Origin of the sequence: Acinetobacter sp. ACZLY 512 (assembly GCF_023614015.1) — a bacterium.
Lineage (GTDB): Bacteria > Pseudomonadota > Gammaproteobacteria > Pseudomonadales > Moraxellaceae > Acinetobacter > Acinetobacter soli.
Map to the genome: position 1 here is coordinate 67,740 of NZ_JAKIVI010000012.1, position 18,293 is coordinate 86,032.

Sequence of the window (18,293 nt, forward strand, 5' to 3'; positions counted from 1 at the left end):
GAGATTAAACAGCCTGACCGTAACCAACAACAAGGTGCAAAGAGTAACCGTCCTGCGATTAATGACGAGATTCGTTCTAAAGAAGTGCGTCTCGTTGGTGCAGATGGGGAACAAAAAGGAATCGTTTCATTAAATGAAGCGTTGCGTGCTGCAGAAGAAGTCGAACTCGATTTGGTCGAGATCGTTGCGAATGCAGAACCACCTGTTTGTAAAATCATGGATTACAACAAGCACTTGTTTGACCTAAAGCAAAAGCAAAAAGATGCGAAGAAAAAACAGCATCAGGTGCAAGTGAAAGAAATCAAACTACGTCCAGCAACGGATGTAGGTGATTATCAGGTCAAACTTCGTGCGATTTTAAAGTTCCTTGAAGAAGGTAACAAAGTTAAAATCACATTGCGTTTCCGTGGTCGTGAAATGGCACATCAACAGTTGGGTCTTGCTCAGTTGCAAAAAATTGAAGCAGACGTGACAGATTATGGTGTTGTTGAACAAGCACCAAAAATGGAAGGTCGTCAAATGGGTATGTTACTTGGACCGAAAAAGAAAAAGTAAGTATATCCAAATAAAAAAACGCAGCCTAATCGCTGCGTTTTTTTATGGTTTCGTTTACATACAATTGAAAATTTAAAAAATACCTTCATCTATATAAAAATAAACTTAAGGAGAAAAATATGACTCAGCTCGAAGGTACAGAACAACTTACCAATGTTAATCAAAAAGTAGTAGAGCAAGGTGAAGTGCTTCCAGTGGTAAAGCTTAAAGATGGTACGCAGGTTCAGACAGGAACCGTTGCAACCATGCTATACAACATTCAGCTTTATAATGAAGGTGCTCGGGGTGAGGTAGAGCAAGAACTGATCTTGGCAATTCCAACTTTATTTAAAGTGGGACTGTTCGATCTATTTTCAATAAATGAATGGGTACAGGGTGATAATGCTGGTCGTAAATTTGTAGGTGAACACGCCAAGCAATATGCATTAAAACACCAATAATAAGATACGAAAAAGAAGTTTAGAACTGATACTTTTTGTGTGAATTAAGAACTCAAAACTGTAGTGCTTTTAATCTTTGCAACTTTTTTAGACTGACCAACCAGAATTTGGCGAGGCATTATATAATATAGGCTGGTTTTTTTAAGAAAAAAATCTAAAATTCTCATCTTGTGATTTTCTTTAAGGTTGTTAAGCAAAGTGACTGTTAGAATAAAACCTGTTTGGTGCTGCTTTTATAACATGAAAATCATGTTATAAACGTACACAAACAATCATAGATAGAAAAATAGGATAAGAAGGTATTTCATGATCGACCTATATTATTGGGGTACACCCAATGGACACAAAATCACCATCGCACTTGAAGAAATGGGATTGGAATACAAGATTTATCCCATCAATATCCTAGACAACGATCAGTTTCAGCCTGATTTTTTACGTATCTCACCAAATAACAAGATTCCTGCAATTGTCGATCAAAACGGCCCACATGGCCAACCGATTTCAATTTTTGAGTCGGGTGCTATCTTGCAATATTTAGGCAGAAAAACCGGCATGTTTTATCCGACCGATGAGCAGGCACGCGTAGAAGTTGAACAATGGTTGATGTGGCAAATGGGTGGATTTGGCCCGATGCTTGGACAAAACCACCATTTTGGCCGTTTCGCACCAGAAAAAATTCCGTATGCGATTGATCGCTATGTCACAGAAAGTAAGCGTTTATACAAGGTGCTCAATACCCAGTTGATTGGTCAGAAGTTTGTGGCTGGTGAGTATTCAATTGCAGACATGGCGATTTTGCCTTGGGCACTGCGTCATGAATGGCAGTCGATTGACCTGCACGACTATCCGTATGTGCAGGATTATATTGAGCGTTTAACCGCTCGACCGGCTGTACAAAAAGCCTTATCGTTGAGTATTGTTTAAATTGGCGTTGCCAAATCATGTACCGTGCGTGTTGATCAAATGTCCATAATGATGGACATTTTTTATTAATCTGACATAGTAGTCCATCGATTTATTCATCTTACTCAATACAGCATGATGCAGTATCTGGCGTTATTTATTTCAGCCTTTGGTGCAGCAACCTTGTTGCCCTTACAGTCTGAAGCAGTACTCTTTTCATTTTTAGCATTGAAGCAACAACCCGCCGTTGTACTTCTTCTGGTGGCGACGGTTGGTAATGTACTTGGCTCATGTGTAAATTGGTGGCTCGGTATCAAGATTGAGCAGTTCAAACATAAAAAATGGTTTCCGGTTTCGCAGCAACATATGCAAAAGGCACAGACGATTTATCATCGTTATGGGTTTTATTCGTTGCTTTTAAGCTGGGTGCCGATTATTGGTGATCCGATTACCCTTATTGCAGGTGTGTTAAAAGAAAACTTTTATCGTTTTTTGTTGATGGTCACCATCGCCAAAGCAGGGCGTTATTTGTGTATTTATTTGCTCTACCTTGGCGTGATGTGATGCTTAAGTCACGTGACACAATTACTGACAGGCATCCAAAGAAAAATTGATTTTATCGCTCAGCGTCGATTTTTTATAAAGCCATAGGGTTTTACTGACCTCAACTTTGGCCCCCATTACGGCTTGCATCACTTTTTCATCCAGCGCATAAATACCCGAACCTTTCTTGATTTTAACGCGTGTGACGTTTCCGGCCTTATCAACCTTAAAGCTCAACCGAACGTAACGGTCTTTGCCTTTGAGCTCATCACGATCAACTTGTAATGATGGTTGTTCGATATAGCGAAAGGGTACTTTTTTATCTTGCTGTTGCTTACGCCAGTGTTCAGAATCAAAACGATAGACACAATCGTTAGATTTCAGCGCATGCGCGATTTTTAGGGTAAAGGCCTGATATCCAATGGTTGGAACGGCTGTGTCATCGACCTGAAACGGTTGAATCAAAGCCGCTTTGGTGGCATTGATCAGCATATTGTCCAGTTTGGAAAGTCCAGTACTTTCCTGAATCGTCGCTTGCGTGATTTGCCCGGTTTCATCGGCAACAACCCTCACAATTGCAGCACGATCTTGTTGATTTAAATCGGCATCTGAATATTCAAGTTGAGGCGTTCTGGCCCATTGTAGTCGCGTGGTTAAATGTGCAGGCAGTGCAGCACTTTTTTGAGCGCTCAGTTGCACATTGGCTGCAGGTGACTGTGCATGGCTATGCGCAAAGGGCACGCAAAGGAGTAAAGACAAATAAACAAAGGCTTTCATACGTCGTTCTTTATAGGAAATTAAAATTAAAATATTGCGAAAGTATTCCCTGTTTAAAGAATACTCGCAACAAGAAAATGTCTAATGTTCTGAACTTTTAGTGATATCGACTTTAAACAGGTCTTTGGTCTTGGCCCAACTCAGTGCCACCACCACGAGGGTCATACAGCCACCAAATACCGTTGCTGCGATGGTTCCCATATATTTTGCTGCCAGCCCCGATTCAAATGCACCCAGTTCGTTACTGCTAGAAACAAACATTCCGTTGACTGCTGCAACGCGTCCACGCATATTTTCAGGTGGAAAAATCTGCAAAATCGTTTGACGAACCACCACGGAAATACTGTCGCATGCACCGGTCATGGTCAGTGCGAAGAGCGAAAGCCACATGTGGGTTGAAAATGCAAACACAAGGGTAAAACCACCAAAGCCTGCCACTGCCAAAAGCATATTGCGCCAAGCATGCTGAGTCGGCGGAAAACGTGTTAACGCAATCATGGTGATCAGCGCGCCAATGGACGGTGCTGCCCGTAAATAGCCGAGTCCCGCTGGACCAACTTTTAAAATATCTTCAGCAAAAATAGGCAGTAAAGCGATCACGCCACCAAATAAAACCGAAGCCAGATCCAATGAAATCGCCCAAAGTACAATTTTAGTTTTCCAGATAAAGCGAAATCCTTCACTTAAACTACTCCATAACTGATCATGTTCAATGGCAGGAAAAACACGCTTTTTGAGCAAAGAAATTAGAACAAAGCAGACAAATAGCAATATGGCCACACTAATAAGACTGGTTTCTCGACCTAAATATGCCAGCATAAAACCGCCCAGCATCGGACCAATAATCACACCACTTTGCCAGCCAATCGTGGTCCATGTGGCACCATTGGCATAGAGTTCACGCGGGATGAGAAAGGGTTTAAGTGATGTGGCCGACGGGTTATAAAAGCCGCGTATCGTACCGAGTGCAAAAATTACGGCATAAATTCCTAAAGCTAAGCTGTGGGTGGATAAGTGTCCGAGCGTATAAGCATGAAATAACCCCAAAAGTACCAGAGGCAAAGGAAAGGAGAAAAACAGACAAATTTTCATAATGCGCTGTTTATTGAACTTATCGGCAAAATAGCCACCCCAAAGCGAAAGCCCTATAAATGGAATCGCTTCTGCCAGTCCGATCAGGCCCAGAGTCAGTGGATCTTTGGTAATGGTATATAACGAGTACGCAACGATAATTTCTTGAATTAAAATGGCCAGCGTTAAGCAAAACTGGTTGATGGTCACAATAGAGAAATCACGATAGCGTAATGCGGCAAAAGCATCCTGTTGAGCGTTCATAAATATCGTATATTGATAATTTTTACTCAGTATAAGTTTGAATTCTTAAAAAATAGCCATTTATATTGATTTTTTAATGATGAAGAATCTTGCAGTTATTTCACGATAAAGAGGGAACAGAATCAGTAAAACTGCTTTTGTTTTAAACAAAGATACGGTATGATTTCGCCTTCCTTACCTGCAGGTCGGTTTGCAATGGTGCAAACGCGCCGAACAGGTGCCTAAAAGAGGTTACTATGGCTAAGTTAAAAACTCGCCGTGGTGCAGCTAAACGCTTCAAAGCGACTGCAAACGGTTTCAAGCGTAAACAAGCGTTCAAGCGCCACATCTTGACCAAAAAATCTGCGAAACGTATTCGTCAATTACGCGGCTGTGTAATGGTTCATGTTTCTGACATGAATTCAGTTCGTCGTATGTGCCCATACATCTAAGGAGATTATAAATGGCTCGTGTAAAACGTGGTGTAGTGGCTCATCGTCGTCACAAAAAAATTCTTGCTCGCGCTAAAGGTTACTATGGTGCTCGCTCACGCGTTTACCGCGTAGCGTTCCAAGCGGTAATCAAAGCTGGTCAATACGCTTACCGTGACCGTCGTCAGAAGAAACGTCAATTCCGTGCTCTATGGATTGCGCGTATCAACGCGGGTGCTCGTCAAAACGGTTTGTCTTACAGCCGTATGATCGATGGCTTGAAAAAAGCTCAAGTGATCATCGACCGTCGCGTATTAGCTGACATCGCTATGCATGATGCAGTAGCATTTGCTGCTTTAGCTGAAAAAGCGAAAGGCGCTTTGGCTGCATAAGCTAGAGATTCAAAAAAAGACCGCTTTTTAGCGGTCTTTTTTTATGTCTAAAAATGTGCTTGAGGTATATCGATCAACTACGCCTCTTTAAGTTCTAAGTCTTGAAAATGACTAAAGATGTACACAATTGCCACAGGATGAATAAGACAGGCTTACATGCTTCTTCATACAGTAATAGGAATACAGTAATAAGAAAAGGAGCGTACGCATGAAAGTATTGGTTGAGGGAATCGAGCAAGGCGCGATTGAAATTGAACTGGGACTATTGCCGCGTTTGGGAGAGAGCATCCGGGTTTTTTATGGGCCAGATGCAGAAGTGGAGGGCGTGGTAGAAGGTGTACATCATGTGATTAATCAACATGATGGCGGTCATAAAATTATTCTTAAAATTAAACCCACCTTTTAAAAGTGCTTAAAGGCTTCTGCACGATTAAGCACCTAGTCAGGTTTAGCCGACTTATAGCCCAAAATAATAGGCACATGCACAGATAATAATGGTTAAAAGCACCAGTTTAATTACACTGGGCGAGCCGACTTTATGTGAATGCTGTGGAGTGCTGTTTGCAATCTGCGCGGTTGGCGTATGTGCCAGTTGTGGCTCAAGTGGAGAGGCTACTGGCGCAGCAGGAAGCGGATGTGCCGATTGGTAGTGATTGGCTACGCGTACAATCAGCTTGGCATGCATATCCTCAATTTTTTCGGCAAACTGGCGTAGTGCAATCTGCTCTTCAGGACTGAGCATCTCACCTGTTGCATGATAAGGATGCTGCCGCTTTTGCTGAATAAAATGGCTTAAGCGTTCTACTTTATGGAGTAACTCATGTGCCAGTTGGGCGGGATACTCGCTCGGCAATAGTGGGAGATATTGGCCTGTTGCTTCGCTCGAGGCTAAAGTATCTGTACCATAATAAGGCTTGCCGTTCGACTCAAGATCTACTCCCTGAGCTAAGCGCTGTTCAAATAACTCACGAGATAAAAACGCCGAGATGTCTTTCCAGTTGGCAGTTTCCAGATCGGCTTGAACTTTTTTTGCGAGTTTGTCACTTAAATCGTAGCGCCAAAATGTTGTTTCACGAGTATCGGAACGTTGGTTTAGGGGAATCTCAAAAGCTTGATCACTTAAATACCACTCGGCAAGTTCCTGACCCATAATCCAGGCTGTTTTTTGTGTTTTACTGTGCGTCACCACTACATGACTCGACAGCAACTCAACATTTGGATTTGGATTTTTTTCATCGATCAGTAGATTCGAGGCATGAAGACTAATCCGGTATACGCCTTGCTGTTTAAGCCCTTCAAGCCAAACCTGAAAATGCTGAGCCAGTAAATGCTGTGTGATCAGATCTCGAAAATACAGTGCATGCCGTGTAAAGATGCTGTGCTGCTTCCAGCCTGAAAAGCTAAGATCATGATTCAGATATTCATTGCCATAACTGACCAATGCGAGTTGTTGTTTCCAGATTTGATCAAGTGCCATTGTCGAGTTTCTCATTCACACCAGCGCTCATCTTATACGTTTTATAAATACCCTGCCTAGTAATTTTCCTGCGTTTATGCTTCATCAATCCGTTTAAAAACTGTTAGAATGCAGAGTTTTATTTTCTTTATAACTTTGTTGCTTTGAGAGTTACTATGTCACTGGAAGCCCTGACCACCGAAGCGCTTGCTGCAATAGCAGCGGCTGAAGACCTTGCTGCACTCGATCAAGTACGAGTTTTGTTTACAGGGAAAAAAAGCCAGCTTGCAGAACAATCGAAAGCACTGGGAAAAATGGATCCCGAGCAACGCAAAGTGCAAGGTGCGGCCATTCATGCTGTACGTGAAGCCATTAATGCTGCCTTGACCGAACGCCAAACTGCATTACAACAGGCAGCGTTACAACAAAAACTGGCCAGTGAAATGATTGATATCACCTTACCGGGCCGCGGCCAGCGCATGGGGAGCATTCATCCGGTCACTCAAGTACAAGAACGAATTTGCCAATTTTTTACCAAAGCTGGTTTTACCGTTGCCACTGGGCCTGAAGTTGAAGATGACTATCATAACTTTGAAGCCTTGAACATTCCGGGGCATCATCCAGCACGTGCAATGCACGATACTTTCTACTTTGATGTGAATCATTTGTTGCGTACGCATACATCGGGCGTACAGATTCGTACCATGGAAACCAGCCAACCCCCGATTCGTATTGTGTGTCCAGGGCGTGTGTATCGTTGTGACTCAGATCAGACGCACTCACCGATGTTCCATCAAATTGAAGGACTTTATGTGGCAGAGCACACCAGCTTTGCTGAGCTTAAAGGGCTGTTGATCAATCTGTTAAATGAATTTTTTGAAAAAGACTTAAAGGTTCGTTTTCGTCCATCTTACTTCCCGTTTACAGAGCCAAGTGCTGAAGTAGACATTATGGATGAACGAGGCCGCTGGTTAGAAGTATTGGGCTGCGGTATGGTGCACCCAAATGTACTGCGTGCTGCAGGCATTGATCCTGAAAAATACAAAGGTTTTGCCTTTGGTCTAGGTGTTGAGCGTTTTGCCATGTTGCGTTACGGCATTAATGACTTACGGATGTTCTATCAGAATGATGTGCGTTTCTTGCGTCAGTTTGCCTAACAGTTTTTCAGGATTAGATTTAAGGTTTTATAAAGATGAAAATTAGTGAAAGTTGGTTACGCACTTGGGTTAATCCAGCCATTGATAGCGAAACGTTGACCGATCAACTGACCATGCTTGGGCTAGAGGTCGATGAGTTGGCACCGATTGCCAAGCCATTTACTGGGGTTGTCGTGGGGGAAGTGTTGAGCGTTGAGCAGCATCCAGATGCAGATCGCTTGCGTGTCACTACGGTCAATATTGGCAATGGTGAGCCATTACAAATTGTATGTGGTGCACCGAATGTACGTGTGGGCATGAAAGCACCAGTTGCGACCATTGGTGCGGTATTGCCGGGTGATTTTAAAATTAAAAAGGGCAAGCTACGCGGTATTGAATCACAAGGCATGCTGTGCGGCGCATCTGAGATCGATCTTGAAGATAAAATCGATGGGTTACTCGAATTGCCACAAGATGCACCTGTGGGCACCAACATCCGCGACTATTTGAAGCTGGATGATCATGTGATTGATATCAGTATCACGCCAAATCGCGGTGATTGTTTTAGTATTCGTGGTATTGCACGTGAAATCGGTGTCATTAACCAGTTAGCAGTTACGCCACCTGTTATTGCTGCGGTTGAATCTAGCATTTTAGAACAAAAGCAGGTTCATCTCGCGACAGATGGTGCGCCACGTTATTTGGGCCGTGCCATTAAAAATGTCAATGTGCAAGCACAAACGCCTGATTGGATGGCACATGCACTTAGCTGCTCAGGTATTCGCACGCACAGCATTCTGGTCGATATCACCAACTATGTATTGATGGAACTTGGCCAGCCGATGCATGCTTTCGATTTGGCAAAAATCGACGGCGATATTCATGTTCGTCAAGCAGCAGATCAGGAAAAGCTGGTCTTATTGAATGAGCAAGAAGTTGAGCTGAATCCAGATATTATGGTCATTGCAGACAATAGCAAAGCTTTGGCAATTGCTGGAATTATGGGTGGCCTAGACTCAAGTGTCACTGATGAAACCCGTGATATTTTCCTTGAAAGTGCCTTTTTCGCGCCGCTAGCGATTGCGGGCCGTGCACGTCGTTTCGGTTTGCATACCGATTCATCACAGCGCTATGAGCGTGGGGTCGACTTTGAATTGCCAATGCTGGCGATGCATCGCGCCAGTGAATTGATTCAGCAATATGCCGGTGGTGAGTTTGGACCAATCAGCGTGGCTGAAAAAGCAGAGCTATTGCCAAAGCGTGATCCGATTACGCTGCATCAATCGCAAGTCGATGCATTACTTGGGTATCGTGTCGAAACCGATTTTATTACCGATGCACTACAGCGTTTAGGTTGTGAAGTGACTGTGGTTGCCACAGGCGAATGGCATGTTGTGCCCCCATCACATCGTTTTGATCTCGCGATTTATCAAGACTTAATTGAAGAAGTTGCGCGTATTCATGGCTACGACAATATTCAGATTGCCTTGCCAAAAATTGATGTTCAGCTTGCACAGTATCAAGATCATCTTGAATTGGCAGCACTGCGTCAAACCGTTGCAACTTTGGGATATCAAGAAGCCATCAGCTTTAGCTTTGCAGACCTCAAGCTTGAAAAGCAGCTCAATCCGAATGTAAATCCGTTGGCCTTGGCTAATCCGATTTCAAGTGATTTGGCTGTGATGCGCAGTACCTTGCTTTCAAGCTTAATCCCATGTGTGCAACATAACTTGAACCGTCAGCAAAGTCGCGTACGTTTCTTTGAATTGGGGTTGCGATTTGATTATCAGCATGCAGCATCAATTCACGATTTACAGCAGATCCCGACTTTAGCTCTAATTGCGGTCGGCTCACGTACACCGGAGCTCTGGCATGGCAAAGTACAGCCAATGGATTTCTTTGACCTAAAAAATGAAGTCGAGCAAATTTTAGCTGCGGGTCGTCTCAATGTGAGCTATGTTCGTTCAGAGCGTGTTTGGTTGCATCCGGGTCAATCTGCCGAGATTTTAGTCGATGGACAGTCGATTGGTTATTTGGGGCGTTTGCACCCATCATTGGAAAATGAACTAGATTTGGGCACAACATGGGTTGCTGAAATTGATCAGAAGGCGATTTTGCAATCTTATGTATCTAATTTTACAGAATTATCACGTTTTCCATCGGTTCGACGTGATATTGCCTTATTAATCAGTGATAAGATAAATGTGAGCGATATTCAGCAGTTAATTAAACAAACAGGTGGTGATCTACTCGATTCGACTTGGTTGTTTGATGTGTACACGGGTCAAGGTGTTGAACAGGGTAAGCGTTCGCTAGCGTTTGCACTTCTATGGCAGCACCCATTTCGTACGCTTGAAGATGCTGAAATTAAGTCAGGTATGGATAATATAATTCAAGTGTTGGAAAACACTTATCAAGCGACATTGAGGGCCTCATGACAGCATTAACAAAAGCAGACATGGCAGATCATTTAAGCGAACTCACAAGCCTAAATCGCCGCGAAGCGAAACAAATGGTCGAGTTATTTTTTGATGAAATCAGCCAAGCGTTGATTACAGGCGAACACGTAAAACTTTCTGGGTTTGGTAATTTTGAATTGCGTGACAAACGTGAGCGCCCAGGTCGTAATCCTAAGACGGGAGAGGAAATTCCGATTTCTGCCCGTCGCGTTGTGACTTTTAGAGCGGGTCAGAAATTTAGACAGCGCGTAGGAAATGAGCAGGAATAACCTGCTCATTTTTTTATTCTTTTTTTAAATGCCGATGCTATATTGGCCATGTGTTGAGCTGTGTACGTCGAGTAATTGATTTGATTGTGTCGGTTTGGTTATCAAATTTTCTTGATCACCAGACATAAAAAAAGAGAGCCATAAGGCTCTCTTTTTTTCAAATAATCTAAAATCTAGATTATTTAGCAGCAGCTGAAGAAGCAGCTTTAGCAGCGTCAGTAGCAGCAGCAGCAGCGTTAGTTGCAGCGTCAGCAGCAGCAGCAGCAGAAGCAGGAGCTGAAGTAGCAGCAGCGTCTACAGCAGCTTGAGCTTCAGAAGCAGCAGCAGTTGCTTGAGAAGCAGCTGTGTTAGCGTCAGCAGCAGCTTGTTCAGTTTTCTTTGCACAACCAACGAAAGCTAAAGTAGTAGCGATAGCAGCAGCAATTGCGATTTTCTTGAATAACATGGCATCACTCTCATAAAAAAATTGAGATTAAAAAAAACCTACGTTAGCCTGTTTGTGCTTTAATTATTCCTAAAACGTGGTTAGGTAACAACGCATAGAGCAGTCTAACTGGTCTGCGGATATGCTATCACTGCCCTTTGCGAATTACTACTGCCTGATGTGAAAAAGTGGCTAAAAAAACGATAAAATTGTCTGATTTTTAACAGAAAATAACAATCAAGACTGAATTTTATATTGGATGAACACGGGTTAACTAGTTAAATTTTATACAGTTTTTATAATTGAAGATGATATTAATCAAGTGCTTACACGAAATTTAACATAGAAAACCGTCAATTGTATATTTATGTAAATTAAGTCAACCAAACAAAAAAGGCTGTCGTTATAGACAGCCTAGATTGAGTATTCGCAACAAAACTTAGTTTGCGGCTTTACGCTTCATTTGGTCAAAGAAATCATCATTGGTTTTGGTTTCTTTCATACGATCCAGTAAGAACTCCATTGCGGCAAGCTCATCCATAGGATGAAGCAATTTACGCAAGATCCAGACTTTACGCAGGTTATCTTCGTCCATCAGGCGTTCTTCACGACGCGTACCAGATTTCTTGATATTCATCGCAGGGAAGACACGTTTTTCAGCAATACGGCGATCTAGGGTAATCTCTTGGTTGCCTGTACCTTTGAATTCTTCGTAGATCACATCATCCATTTTACTGCCAGTTTCAATTAAGGCAGTTGAGATGATGGTCAGTGAGCCACCTTCTTCGATATTACGTGCAGCACCAAAGAAACGCTTTGGACGCTCAAGTGCATGCGCATCGACACCACCAGTCAAGACTTTACCCGATGATGGAATCACCGTGTTGTACGCACGTGCAAGGCGGGTAATCGAGTCAAGCAAAATCACCACATCTTTTTTGTGTTCAACCAGACGTTTGGCTTTTTCAATCACCATTTCGGCCACTTGAACATGACGTGCAGGCGATTCATCAAAGGTTGAAGCAACCACTTCACCGCGTACGGTACGTTCCATTTCGGTGACTTCTTCTGGACGTTCGTCGATCAGAAGAACAATCAGGAACACTTCTGGGTTATTGCGAACAATCGATTGTGCAATACTTTGCAACAACATGGTTTTACCGGCTTTTGGCGGCGCAACGATAATTGAACGCTGACCTTTACCAATCGGTGCGATTAAGTCGACTACACGCGTCGTTAAATCTTCTGTGGTGCCGTTACCCAGCTCCATCACCAGTTGTTCGGTTGGGAAAAGCGGTGTGAGGTTTTCAAATAAAATTTTATTACGCGAGTTTTCAGGCGTATCGTAGTTAATCTGGTTAACTTTAAGCAATGCAAAGTAACGTTCACCTTCTTTAGGTGGGCGAATCGTTCCTGTGATGGTGTCACCGGTGCGCAAGTTAAAGCGACGGATCTGGGACGGGCTCACATAAATGTCGTCTGGACCTGCCAGATAAGAACCAGCAGCTGAACGTAAAAAACCAAAACCATCAGTGAGAATTTCGAGAACACCGTCGCCAAAAATCTCTTCGCCATTCATTGCATGACGTTTCAAGATGGCAAAGATAATATCTTGCTTGCGGTTACGAGCCATACCTTCAAGGCCCATAAACTCTGCAATCTTAATGAGTTCGCCAATCGGTTTTTTCTTGAGTTCGGTTAAATTCATAAGTGGTCAGATAGATAAAAGGAGTGTGTGGAGCACAGAAATGGAAAGAGATAAAGGTCAGCCGCAAGCATTCAAATGACGATAAGAATCGCACTTGCACAATCACAAACGCAGAAGTTTGTTTGGTTATTTCAGTATAGAAATAGGTGAAGCAATTTCTGTTGCCGAGCGGCGATCTTATGTTTTGTGTCTTGCGAAAAGGAGGCAAATGAAGTGATTTTCCTTCAGCACTTCCTGCTCAAGAACTATAAGTCAGATCAGGGTGATTGTCAATTTCCATGCAAAAAAAATACGCTATCGAACAATAGCGTATTTGATGATGGTGCGTATAAATCGGCTTATACGTTGTCATCGATAAATGCAGCAAGTTTTGAACGCGGTGCAGCGCCAACTTGTTGAGCAACCACTTCACCATCTTTGAAAAGTAAAAGTGCAGGGATGTTGCGAATGTTGTATTTCACTGCAGTATCTTCACATGCAGTTACATCCACTTTTACAATTTTGACTTTACCTTCGTATTCACGAGACAGGTCTTCAAGAACAGGTGCAATTGCTTTACAAGGTGCACACCAGCCTGCCCAGAAATCTACAAGAACGGGAGTTTCAGCATCTAAAACGTCTGCTTGGAAGTTAGCATCAGTTGTATTTACAATAGTGGCAGACATAGGTCGCTCCAAATTTATTTTTTGCGGATATAGAAGTTAGACAAATACAGAAATTAAGTATGACATAACCTTCTAGATCAATATAAGGGTTGATTCGTATTATTCAAGGTTATGTGAATTTTGTCTAATGGATGCTTGCGATACTTGTAATCGTAATTCACTATCGTAAAATGGCGATCTAAGGGGAAATCAAGCTTAAAAGATCAGCGAAATGGCTTTTCAATTGGGTGCGTGTGAATTAATCTTAGCGACAATTTTATAAAGGTTTATATCAATAATGGCTGATTTTTTGATAGATGAAGAATTACTTGCTGCCATCGATATGGGATCGAACAGTTTTCACTTGGCCATTGCACGTGTAGATCATGGCGAAGTAAAAAAAGTGGCTTCTATGTCAGAAAAGGTTCAGCTGGCAGCGGGCCTAGATGAAAATAAAAATTTAACCGAAGCTGCACAACAGCGGGGGCTTGCATGTCTGGCTCGTTTTGTCGGACGTTTAGGGTCGGTGCAGCCCAATCGTTTACGAATCGTGGCGACCAATGCGCTTCGACAAGCCAAAAATGGTCATGAATTTATTCAGCGTGCGGCTGAAATTTTACCTAAACCCATTGAAATTATTGCAGGGCGTGAAGAAGCTCGCCTGATTTACTTGGGCGTATCGCATACCATGGCCAATGGTGGGCGTCGTTTGGTCGTCGACATCGGCGGCGGGTCGACCGAATTTATTATTGGCGAAGAATTTGAGCCGATTCAAACTGAATCCTTACAAATGGGCTGTGTGGCATTTACTAAAGCTTATTTCGCTGAAGGGGAAATCAGCGCCAAGATTTTTGATAAGGCTGTCGTGGCTGCTCGCAAAGAGCTTTCGGCAATTGCCAATATCTATAAAGCTGAAGGGTGGGATACCGTTGTGGGATCCAGCGGTACCATCAAGGCGGCCAAACAGATCATGGTCAATATGGGGCTAAGCGACGAGCAAGAAAATGTTACGCGTGAGGGCCTTGAAAAATTAAAAGACAAATTATTGAAGTTTCGTCATATCAGTGAAATTGATTTTGAGGGACTAAAAGAAGATCGACGAGCAGTTTTGCCAGCTGGATTGGCCATTTTGTTCGCAGTATTTGATGTTTTGAATATTGATAAACTCGCTTATTCAGACGGCGCACTGCGTGAAGGGGTGATGTACGATCTGCTTGGGCGCTTCAAACATGAAGACATTCGTGACCGCAGTGTACAGGCCTTAATGGGGCGCTACAATGCTGACACCAAACAGGCCGAGCGAGTGGTGAATACTGCACAGCAACTCTTTGATCATGTTGCTGGTCGTCTGGATTTACTCAGTGAAGACAGTGACTTATTGCGTCGCGCTGCCTATTTACACGAAATTGGTTTGGCCATCAGTCATGGTGGATACCATCGCCATGGTGCATATTTATTGCAACATTCTGATATTCCCGGCTTTTCACAAATTGACCAAAACCATCTGTCGCATCTGGTTGCACATCATCGCCGTAAATTGCGCAGTGATGTTAAAACCGATGTTTTAAAGGTGGGTGGGGTCAAACTGATGTATTTATGTTTACTTCTTCGCCTTGCTGTTTTACTCAACCATAGTCGCAGCGATCAGATGCTTCCTGCCATTGAATTAAACATTGTAAATGATCAACAATGGCAACTTAGCGTTTCTGGTGATGCCAAACAATGGCCATTGCTGGTTGCCGATTTGCATGATGAGCAAGAGCAATTTAAGCACTGGGACATTGAGTTGAATATTCAGTCGGAAAAATTTATCGATTAACTCGATTTGGTTAATTTAGGGATAATGCTCGACTTATGAAAAATAAAGCTGCTCAGTCTAAAGCGTGGACAACGGTTCAAATTGCGCGACATCCAGATCGTCCGCAGTTTTTAGATTATGTCGGTGAAATCTTCACTGAATTTGATGCGCTGCACGGTGACCGTCTATTTGGTGATGACGGTGCGATGGTGGGTGGTTTGGCTCGCTTTGAAGGTCGTCCTGTGATGGTCGTGGGTCAACATCGTGGCCGTAGTACACGTGAAAAACTCAAGCACAACTTCGGGATGTGTAATCCTGAAGGCTACCGCAAATCACAACGTTTGCTCGATATGGCAGAACGTTTTAACCTGCCGGTATTTACGTTTATTGACACCATGGGTGCTTATCCGGGTGTAGGTGCAGAAGAGCGCGGTCAAGCTGAAGCAATTGCAACCAGTTTGGCACAGCTTTCAAGCCTAAAAGTACCTGTGATTGCTACAGTATTGGGTGAAGGTGGTTCAGGTGGTGCACTTGGAATTGGTGTGGCAGACCGCGTTATCATGTTATCGCACAGTATTTATTCAGTGATTTCACCTGAAGGCTGCGCATCGATTTTGTGGAAAACGGCTGAAAAAGCAGAACAAGCCAGTGATGCTTTGGCATTGACCGCAGATAAACTACAAAAAATCGGTATTGTAGAGTATGTGGTCGATGAAGGTGAAGGCGCGCATGTCAATCCAGATCAGGTTATGCAAAATCTGCAAGTCGTGTTAAAACAAGCGCTCGATGAATTGCTAGCTATGGATGCAGATGAACGATGCGAAGCGCGTTACCAACGTTTAATGAAATTTGGCAGCGAAAATTTAGGCATCGCCTCTTAATACAGGCCCAGCAATTCTCTGCTGATTCGGTCTTTCTCATTGGATGCAGTGGTGGTATGGATTCCATGCTACTGCTGCATGTAATGTCTGAACTCTTTCCTCATAACATTCGTGCCATTTATATCGACCATCAGCTGCAATCGAGCAGCCGTGCATGGGGCGATTTTATCCAGAATTTTGCACAGCAACGTCAGATTCCAGTCACCATTCAACCCGTCGATGTTGAGGCAGGCAACCTTGAAAATCAGGCACGCCAAGCACGTTATGCTGCCTTTTTACGCCATGCGCAGCCCAATGATATTCTGGTGTTGGCGCATCATCAAAACGATCAGGCCGAAACCGTATTACTTCGCCTCCTTTCAGGCACTGGTGTTCAGGGCTTAGCGGCCATGAAGGAACACGATCACATTCAGACACTTCGTCGCTGGCGTCCTTTTTTATCACTGTCTCGGCAGCAGATTCAGGCGTGGGTAGATCAACTTGCATTGCCTTATGTACAAGATGAGACCAATTTTGACACACGCTATGATCGTGCTTGGTGTCGGGAGCAGCTTTGGCCGCTACTTGAACAACGCTTTCCCAAGATGCAAGACGCGGTTGCGCGTACCAGTGTATTGATGCAAGACGCGCAAATCATTTTAGATGAGGTGTTGCAACAAGATTTAGCTGCCACGGGTTCGGACAACCATCTGGTGCTGCAACCATTTTTACAGCTTTCAGCTGCCCGCCAGAGGCAACTGTTATCGTTTTGGATGAAAGGCAAAGAAACGTACAGGCCTTCTCTGGATATGGTGAATCGTCTGCAAGAGGAAGTCATTCACGCTAAAGCCGATGCTCAAGCTACCTTACATTGGAACGGTTTTTATTATGTTCGCTATCAGCAGATTTTGCATCGTATTGCACATGCCGCTTATACCGCTCAAACATTGCCTCAGCAGCAAACACTTGCTGACTTGAAACTCGATCACATGCTTGAGTTGTCATCGGGTCGTTATATCTTAAAAGCAGCAGATATTGGACTATCTAAAGCTCTTCTGGCACGTGAGCTCACTGTGCTGGCACGTCAGGGCGGCGAAAAGATTCATCTTTATGGTCGGGTTGGACATTGGCCACTTAAAAAAGCGATTCAAGACGCACAAATTTTCCCTTGGTTACGTCACACAATTCAAATATTGCTGGTAGATAATGTTATGCTAGGGGTTTTTACGCCCAATGGGTTTTGGCTGGCACAATCTGACTATTGTGAAGTCGGGGGATGGCAACCTTATTTAATTTCTGACGTCAATCATTTGCGAGTTGAGCATAATTCATGAGTGCGACATTAAATTCAAATATCACATTTATTGGTGGTGGTAATATGGCGCAAGCCCTGATTGGGGGGCTGGTTGCGCGTGGATTACCCTCAACTCGGATTACCGTTTCTGATCCGGTCGAAGCAATTCGCCAAGTACTTCAAGAAAAAGAAATTCATGCCATCGATGATAATCTTCAAGCGATTAAAAATGCAGATGTTGTGGTATTGGCTGTTAAACCGCAGGTATTGGCTCAGGTACTTAAGCCACTTCAAGGCTTGTTTGAAGATAAACTGATTGTGTCTGTGATTGCTGGTGCAGAGATTGCAACGATTGCCGCTTTAACCGGAGCCGAGCGTATTGTGCGTGTAATGCCCAATACACCAGCTTTGGTACAAACGGGTGCACATGGCTTGTATGCACACGAGACAGTCAGTGCAAAAGATCGTGAACTGGCTAGCCAAATTCTAGCAGCTACAGGTCTGACCATCTGGGTACAGTCTGAGGCACAGATCGATGCAGTCACAGCGGTTTCTGGCTCTGGTCCGGCGTACTTTTTTTACCTGATGGAAAGCATGATCCGTGCGGGTAAAAACATGGGACTAGATGAAAAAGTTGCCACCGCATTGACGCTGCAAACCGCATTGGGTGCAGCGCAAATGGCCATTACCAGTTCGAGCACTCCGTCTGAGTTAAGAAAAAATGTGACTTCTCCAAACGGAACGACTCAGGCCGCACTTGAAGTATTTGATCGTGCTCAAATCTCTCAAAATATTCAGGCTGCGCTTGCCGCAGCGCAAAAAAGAAGTCAAGAGTTAGCCCGCGAGCTCAGCGACAGCACCAAAACGACTTAAGTAGGATAGGAACA

The 18,293-nt window shown here is 43.6% G+C and carries 20 protein-coding genes; 14 read left to right on the forward strand and 6 right to left on the reverse strand.

All coding sequences use genetic code 11. The features are described 5' to 3' along the window. The first annotated feature begins 3 nt into the window (after positions 1–3). From infC to L2096_RS13140, 4 genes are all read left to right on the forward strand, one after another. Positions 4–555: a translation initiation factor IF-3 gene (gene infC / locus L2096_RS13125; RefSeq protein ID WP_076033019.1), complete on the forward strand. Its 552-nt coding sequence runs from the start codon at positions 4–6 to the stop codon at positions 553–555. A 119-nt stretch (positions 556–674) separates the two neighbouring features. Beyond that, on the forward strand, positions 675–995 hold the full coding sequence (locus tag L2096_RS13130; RefSeq protein ID WP_151796741.1) for a DUF7709 family protein: 321 nt from the start codon (positions 675–677) through the stop codon (positions 993–995). Between the two features lie 306 nt (positions 996–1,301). Further along, positions 1,302–1,922 (forward strand): glutathione S-transferase N-terminal domain-containing protein, encoded by a 621-nt coding sequence (locus L2096_RS13135; RefSeq protein ID WP_004940476.1) that lies wholly within the window; start codon positions 1,302–1,304, stop codon positions 1,920–1,922. Positions 1,923–2,039: 117 nt separating this feature from the next. After that, complete coding sequence (locus L2096_RS13140; protein WP_040053962.1) at positions 2,040–2,465, forward strand: YqaA family protein; 426 nt, start codon at positions 2,040–2,042, stop codon at positions 2,463–2,465. Positions 2,466–2,486: 21 nt separating this feature from the next. Here the strand turns inward: L2096_RS13140 and L2096_RS13145 are convergent, their stop codons facing one another. Both L2096_RS13145 and L2096_RS13150 read right to left on the reverse strand, forming a co-directional pair. Continuing rightward, a complete protein-coding gene (locus L2096_RS13145) occupies positions 2,487–3,221 on the reverse strand; it encodes an energy transducer TonB (protein WP_004940472.1) in 735 nt (244 codons plus the stop codon). 81 nt (positions 3,222–3,302) lie between these two features. Next, positions 3,303–4,556 (reverse strand): MFS transporter, encoded by a 1,254-nt coding sequence (locus tag L2096_RS13150; RefSeq protein WP_250365606.1) that lies wholly within the window; start codon positions 4,554–4,556, stop codon positions 3,303–3,305. A gap of 236 nt (positions 4,557–4,792) precedes the next feature. Between L2096_RS13150 and rpmI the strand changes: the two genes are divergently transcribed. The 3 genes from rpmI to L2096_RS13165 all read left to right on the forward strand — a co-directional run bounded on the left by rpmI (position 4,793) and on the right by L2096_RS13165 (position 5,764). Continuing rightward, entirely contained in the window at positions 4,793–4,987 is a 195-nt protein-coding gene (gene rpmI / locus L2096_RS13155; protein WP_002054552.1) for a 50S ribosomal protein L35, read from the forward strand. Positions 4,988–4,998: 11 nt separating this feature from the next. Further along, positions 4,999–5,358 carry a 50S ribosomal protein L20 gene (gene rplT / locus L2096_RS13160; RefSeq protein ID WP_000124858.1) on the forward strand — a complete coding sequence of 120 codons (360 nt, stop codon included), beginning with the start codon at positions 4,999–5,001 and terminating at the stop codon, positions 5,356–5,358. 208 nt (positions 5,359–5,566) lie between these two features. Beyond that, positions 5,567–5,764 (forward strand): hypothetical protein, encoded by a 198-nt coding sequence (locus L2096_RS13165; RefSeq protein WP_004940467.1) that lies wholly within the window; start codon positions 5,567–5,569, stop codon positions 5,762–5,764. 51 nt (positions 5,765–5,815) lie between these two features. Here the strand turns inward: L2096_RS13165 and L2096_RS13170 are convergent, their stop codons facing one another. Next, the gene (locus L2096_RS13170; protein WP_250365607.1) at positions 5,816–6,835 is read right to left on the reverse strand and encodes a hypothetical protein; all 1,020 of its coding nucleotides are present in this window, start codon (positions 6,833–6,835) and stop codon (positions 5,816–5,818) included. A 155-nt stretch (positions 6,836–6,990) separates the two neighbouring features. Here L2096_RS13170 and pheS point away from each other — a divergent pair, with 155 nt between their 5' ends. Genes pheS through L2096_RS13185 form a run of 3 tightly spaced genes read left to right on the forward strand, consistent with a single transcriptional unit; the run spans position 6,991 to position 10,678 of the window. Next, positions 6,991–7,971, forward strand: coding sequence for a phenylalanine--tRNA ligase subunit alpha (gene pheS / locus L2096_RS13175; RefSeq protein ID WP_004940464.1), 981 nt, complete (start codon positions 6,991–6,993; stop codon positions 7,969–7,971). A gap of 35 nt (positions 7,972–8,006) precedes the next feature. Then, a complete protein-coding gene (gene pheT, locus L2096_RS13180; protein WP_250365608.1) occupies positions 8,007–10,388 on the forward strand; it encodes a phenylalanine--tRNA ligase subunit beta in 2,382 nt (793 codons plus the stop codon). Next, positions 10,385–10,678, forward strand: a complete 294-nt coding sequence (locus L2096_RS13185; protein ID WP_004940460.1) for an integration host factor subunit alpha — start codon at positions 10,385–10,387, stop codon at positions 10,676–10,678. Before pheT ends, L2096_RS13185 begins: the two co-directional genes overlap by 4 nt. Positions 10,679–10,856: 178 nt before the next feature. Here the strand turns inward: L2096_RS13185 and L2096_RS13190 are convergent, their stop codons facing one another. The 3 genes from L2096_RS13190 to trxA form a co-directional block, all read right to left on the reverse strand. Next, entirely contained in the window at positions 10,857–11,123 is a 267-nt protein-coding gene (locus L2096_RS13190; protein ID WP_151746641.1) for a hypothetical protein, read from the reverse strand. 418 nt (positions 11,124–11,541) lie between these two features. After that, positions 11,542–12,810 carry a transcription termination factor Rho gene (gene rho / locus L2096_RS13195; RefSeq protein ID WP_004940453.1) on the reverse strand — a complete coding sequence of 423 codons (1,269 nt, stop codon included), beginning with the start codon at positions 12,808–12,810 and terminating at the stop codon, positions 11,542–11,544. A gap of 338 nt (positions 12,811–13,148) precedes the next feature. Then, complete coding sequence (gene trxA, locus L2096_RS13200) at positions 13,149–13,475, reverse strand: thioredoxin (protein WP_004940451.1); 327 nt, start codon at positions 13,473–13,475, stop codon at positions 13,149–13,151. A gap of 277 nt (positions 13,476–13,752) precedes the next feature. Here trxA and ppx point away from each other — a divergent pair, with 277 nt between their 5' ends. From ppx to proC, 4 genes are read left to right on the forward strand one after another with little or no spacing between them, the layout of a single operon-like run. Beyond that, positions 13,753–15,273, forward strand: coding sequence for an exopolyphosphatase (ppx, locus tag L2096_RS13205; RefSeq protein ID WP_025096103.1), 1,521 nt, complete (start codon positions 13,753–13,755; stop codon positions 15,271–15,273). A gap of 35 nt (positions 15,274–15,308) precedes the next feature. After that, positions 15,309–16,133, forward strand: a complete 825-nt coding sequence (locus tag L2096_RS13210; protein ID WP_004940445.1) for an acetyl-CoA carboxylase carboxyltransferase subunit alpha — start codon at positions 15,309–15,311, stop codon at positions 16,131–16,133. Continuing rightward, complete coding sequence (tilS, locus tag L2096_RS13215) at positions 16,070–17,446, forward strand: tRNA lysidine(34) synthetase TilS (protein ID WP_216198672.1); 1,377 nt, start codon at positions 16,070–16,072, stop codon at positions 17,444–17,446. The genes L2096_RS13210 and tilS overlap by 64 nt, the downstream gene beginning before the upstream one ends. After that, positions 17,443–18,279 carry a pyrroline-5-carboxylate reductase gene (gene proC / locus L2096_RS13220; RefSeq protein WP_004945418.1) on the forward strand — a complete coding sequence of 279 codons (837 nt, stop codon included), beginning with the start codon at positions 17,443–17,445 and terminating at the stop codon, positions 18,277–18,279. The genes tilS and proC overlap by 4 nt, the downstream gene beginning before the upstream one ends. Positions 18,280–18,293: the final 14 nt, after the last annotated feature.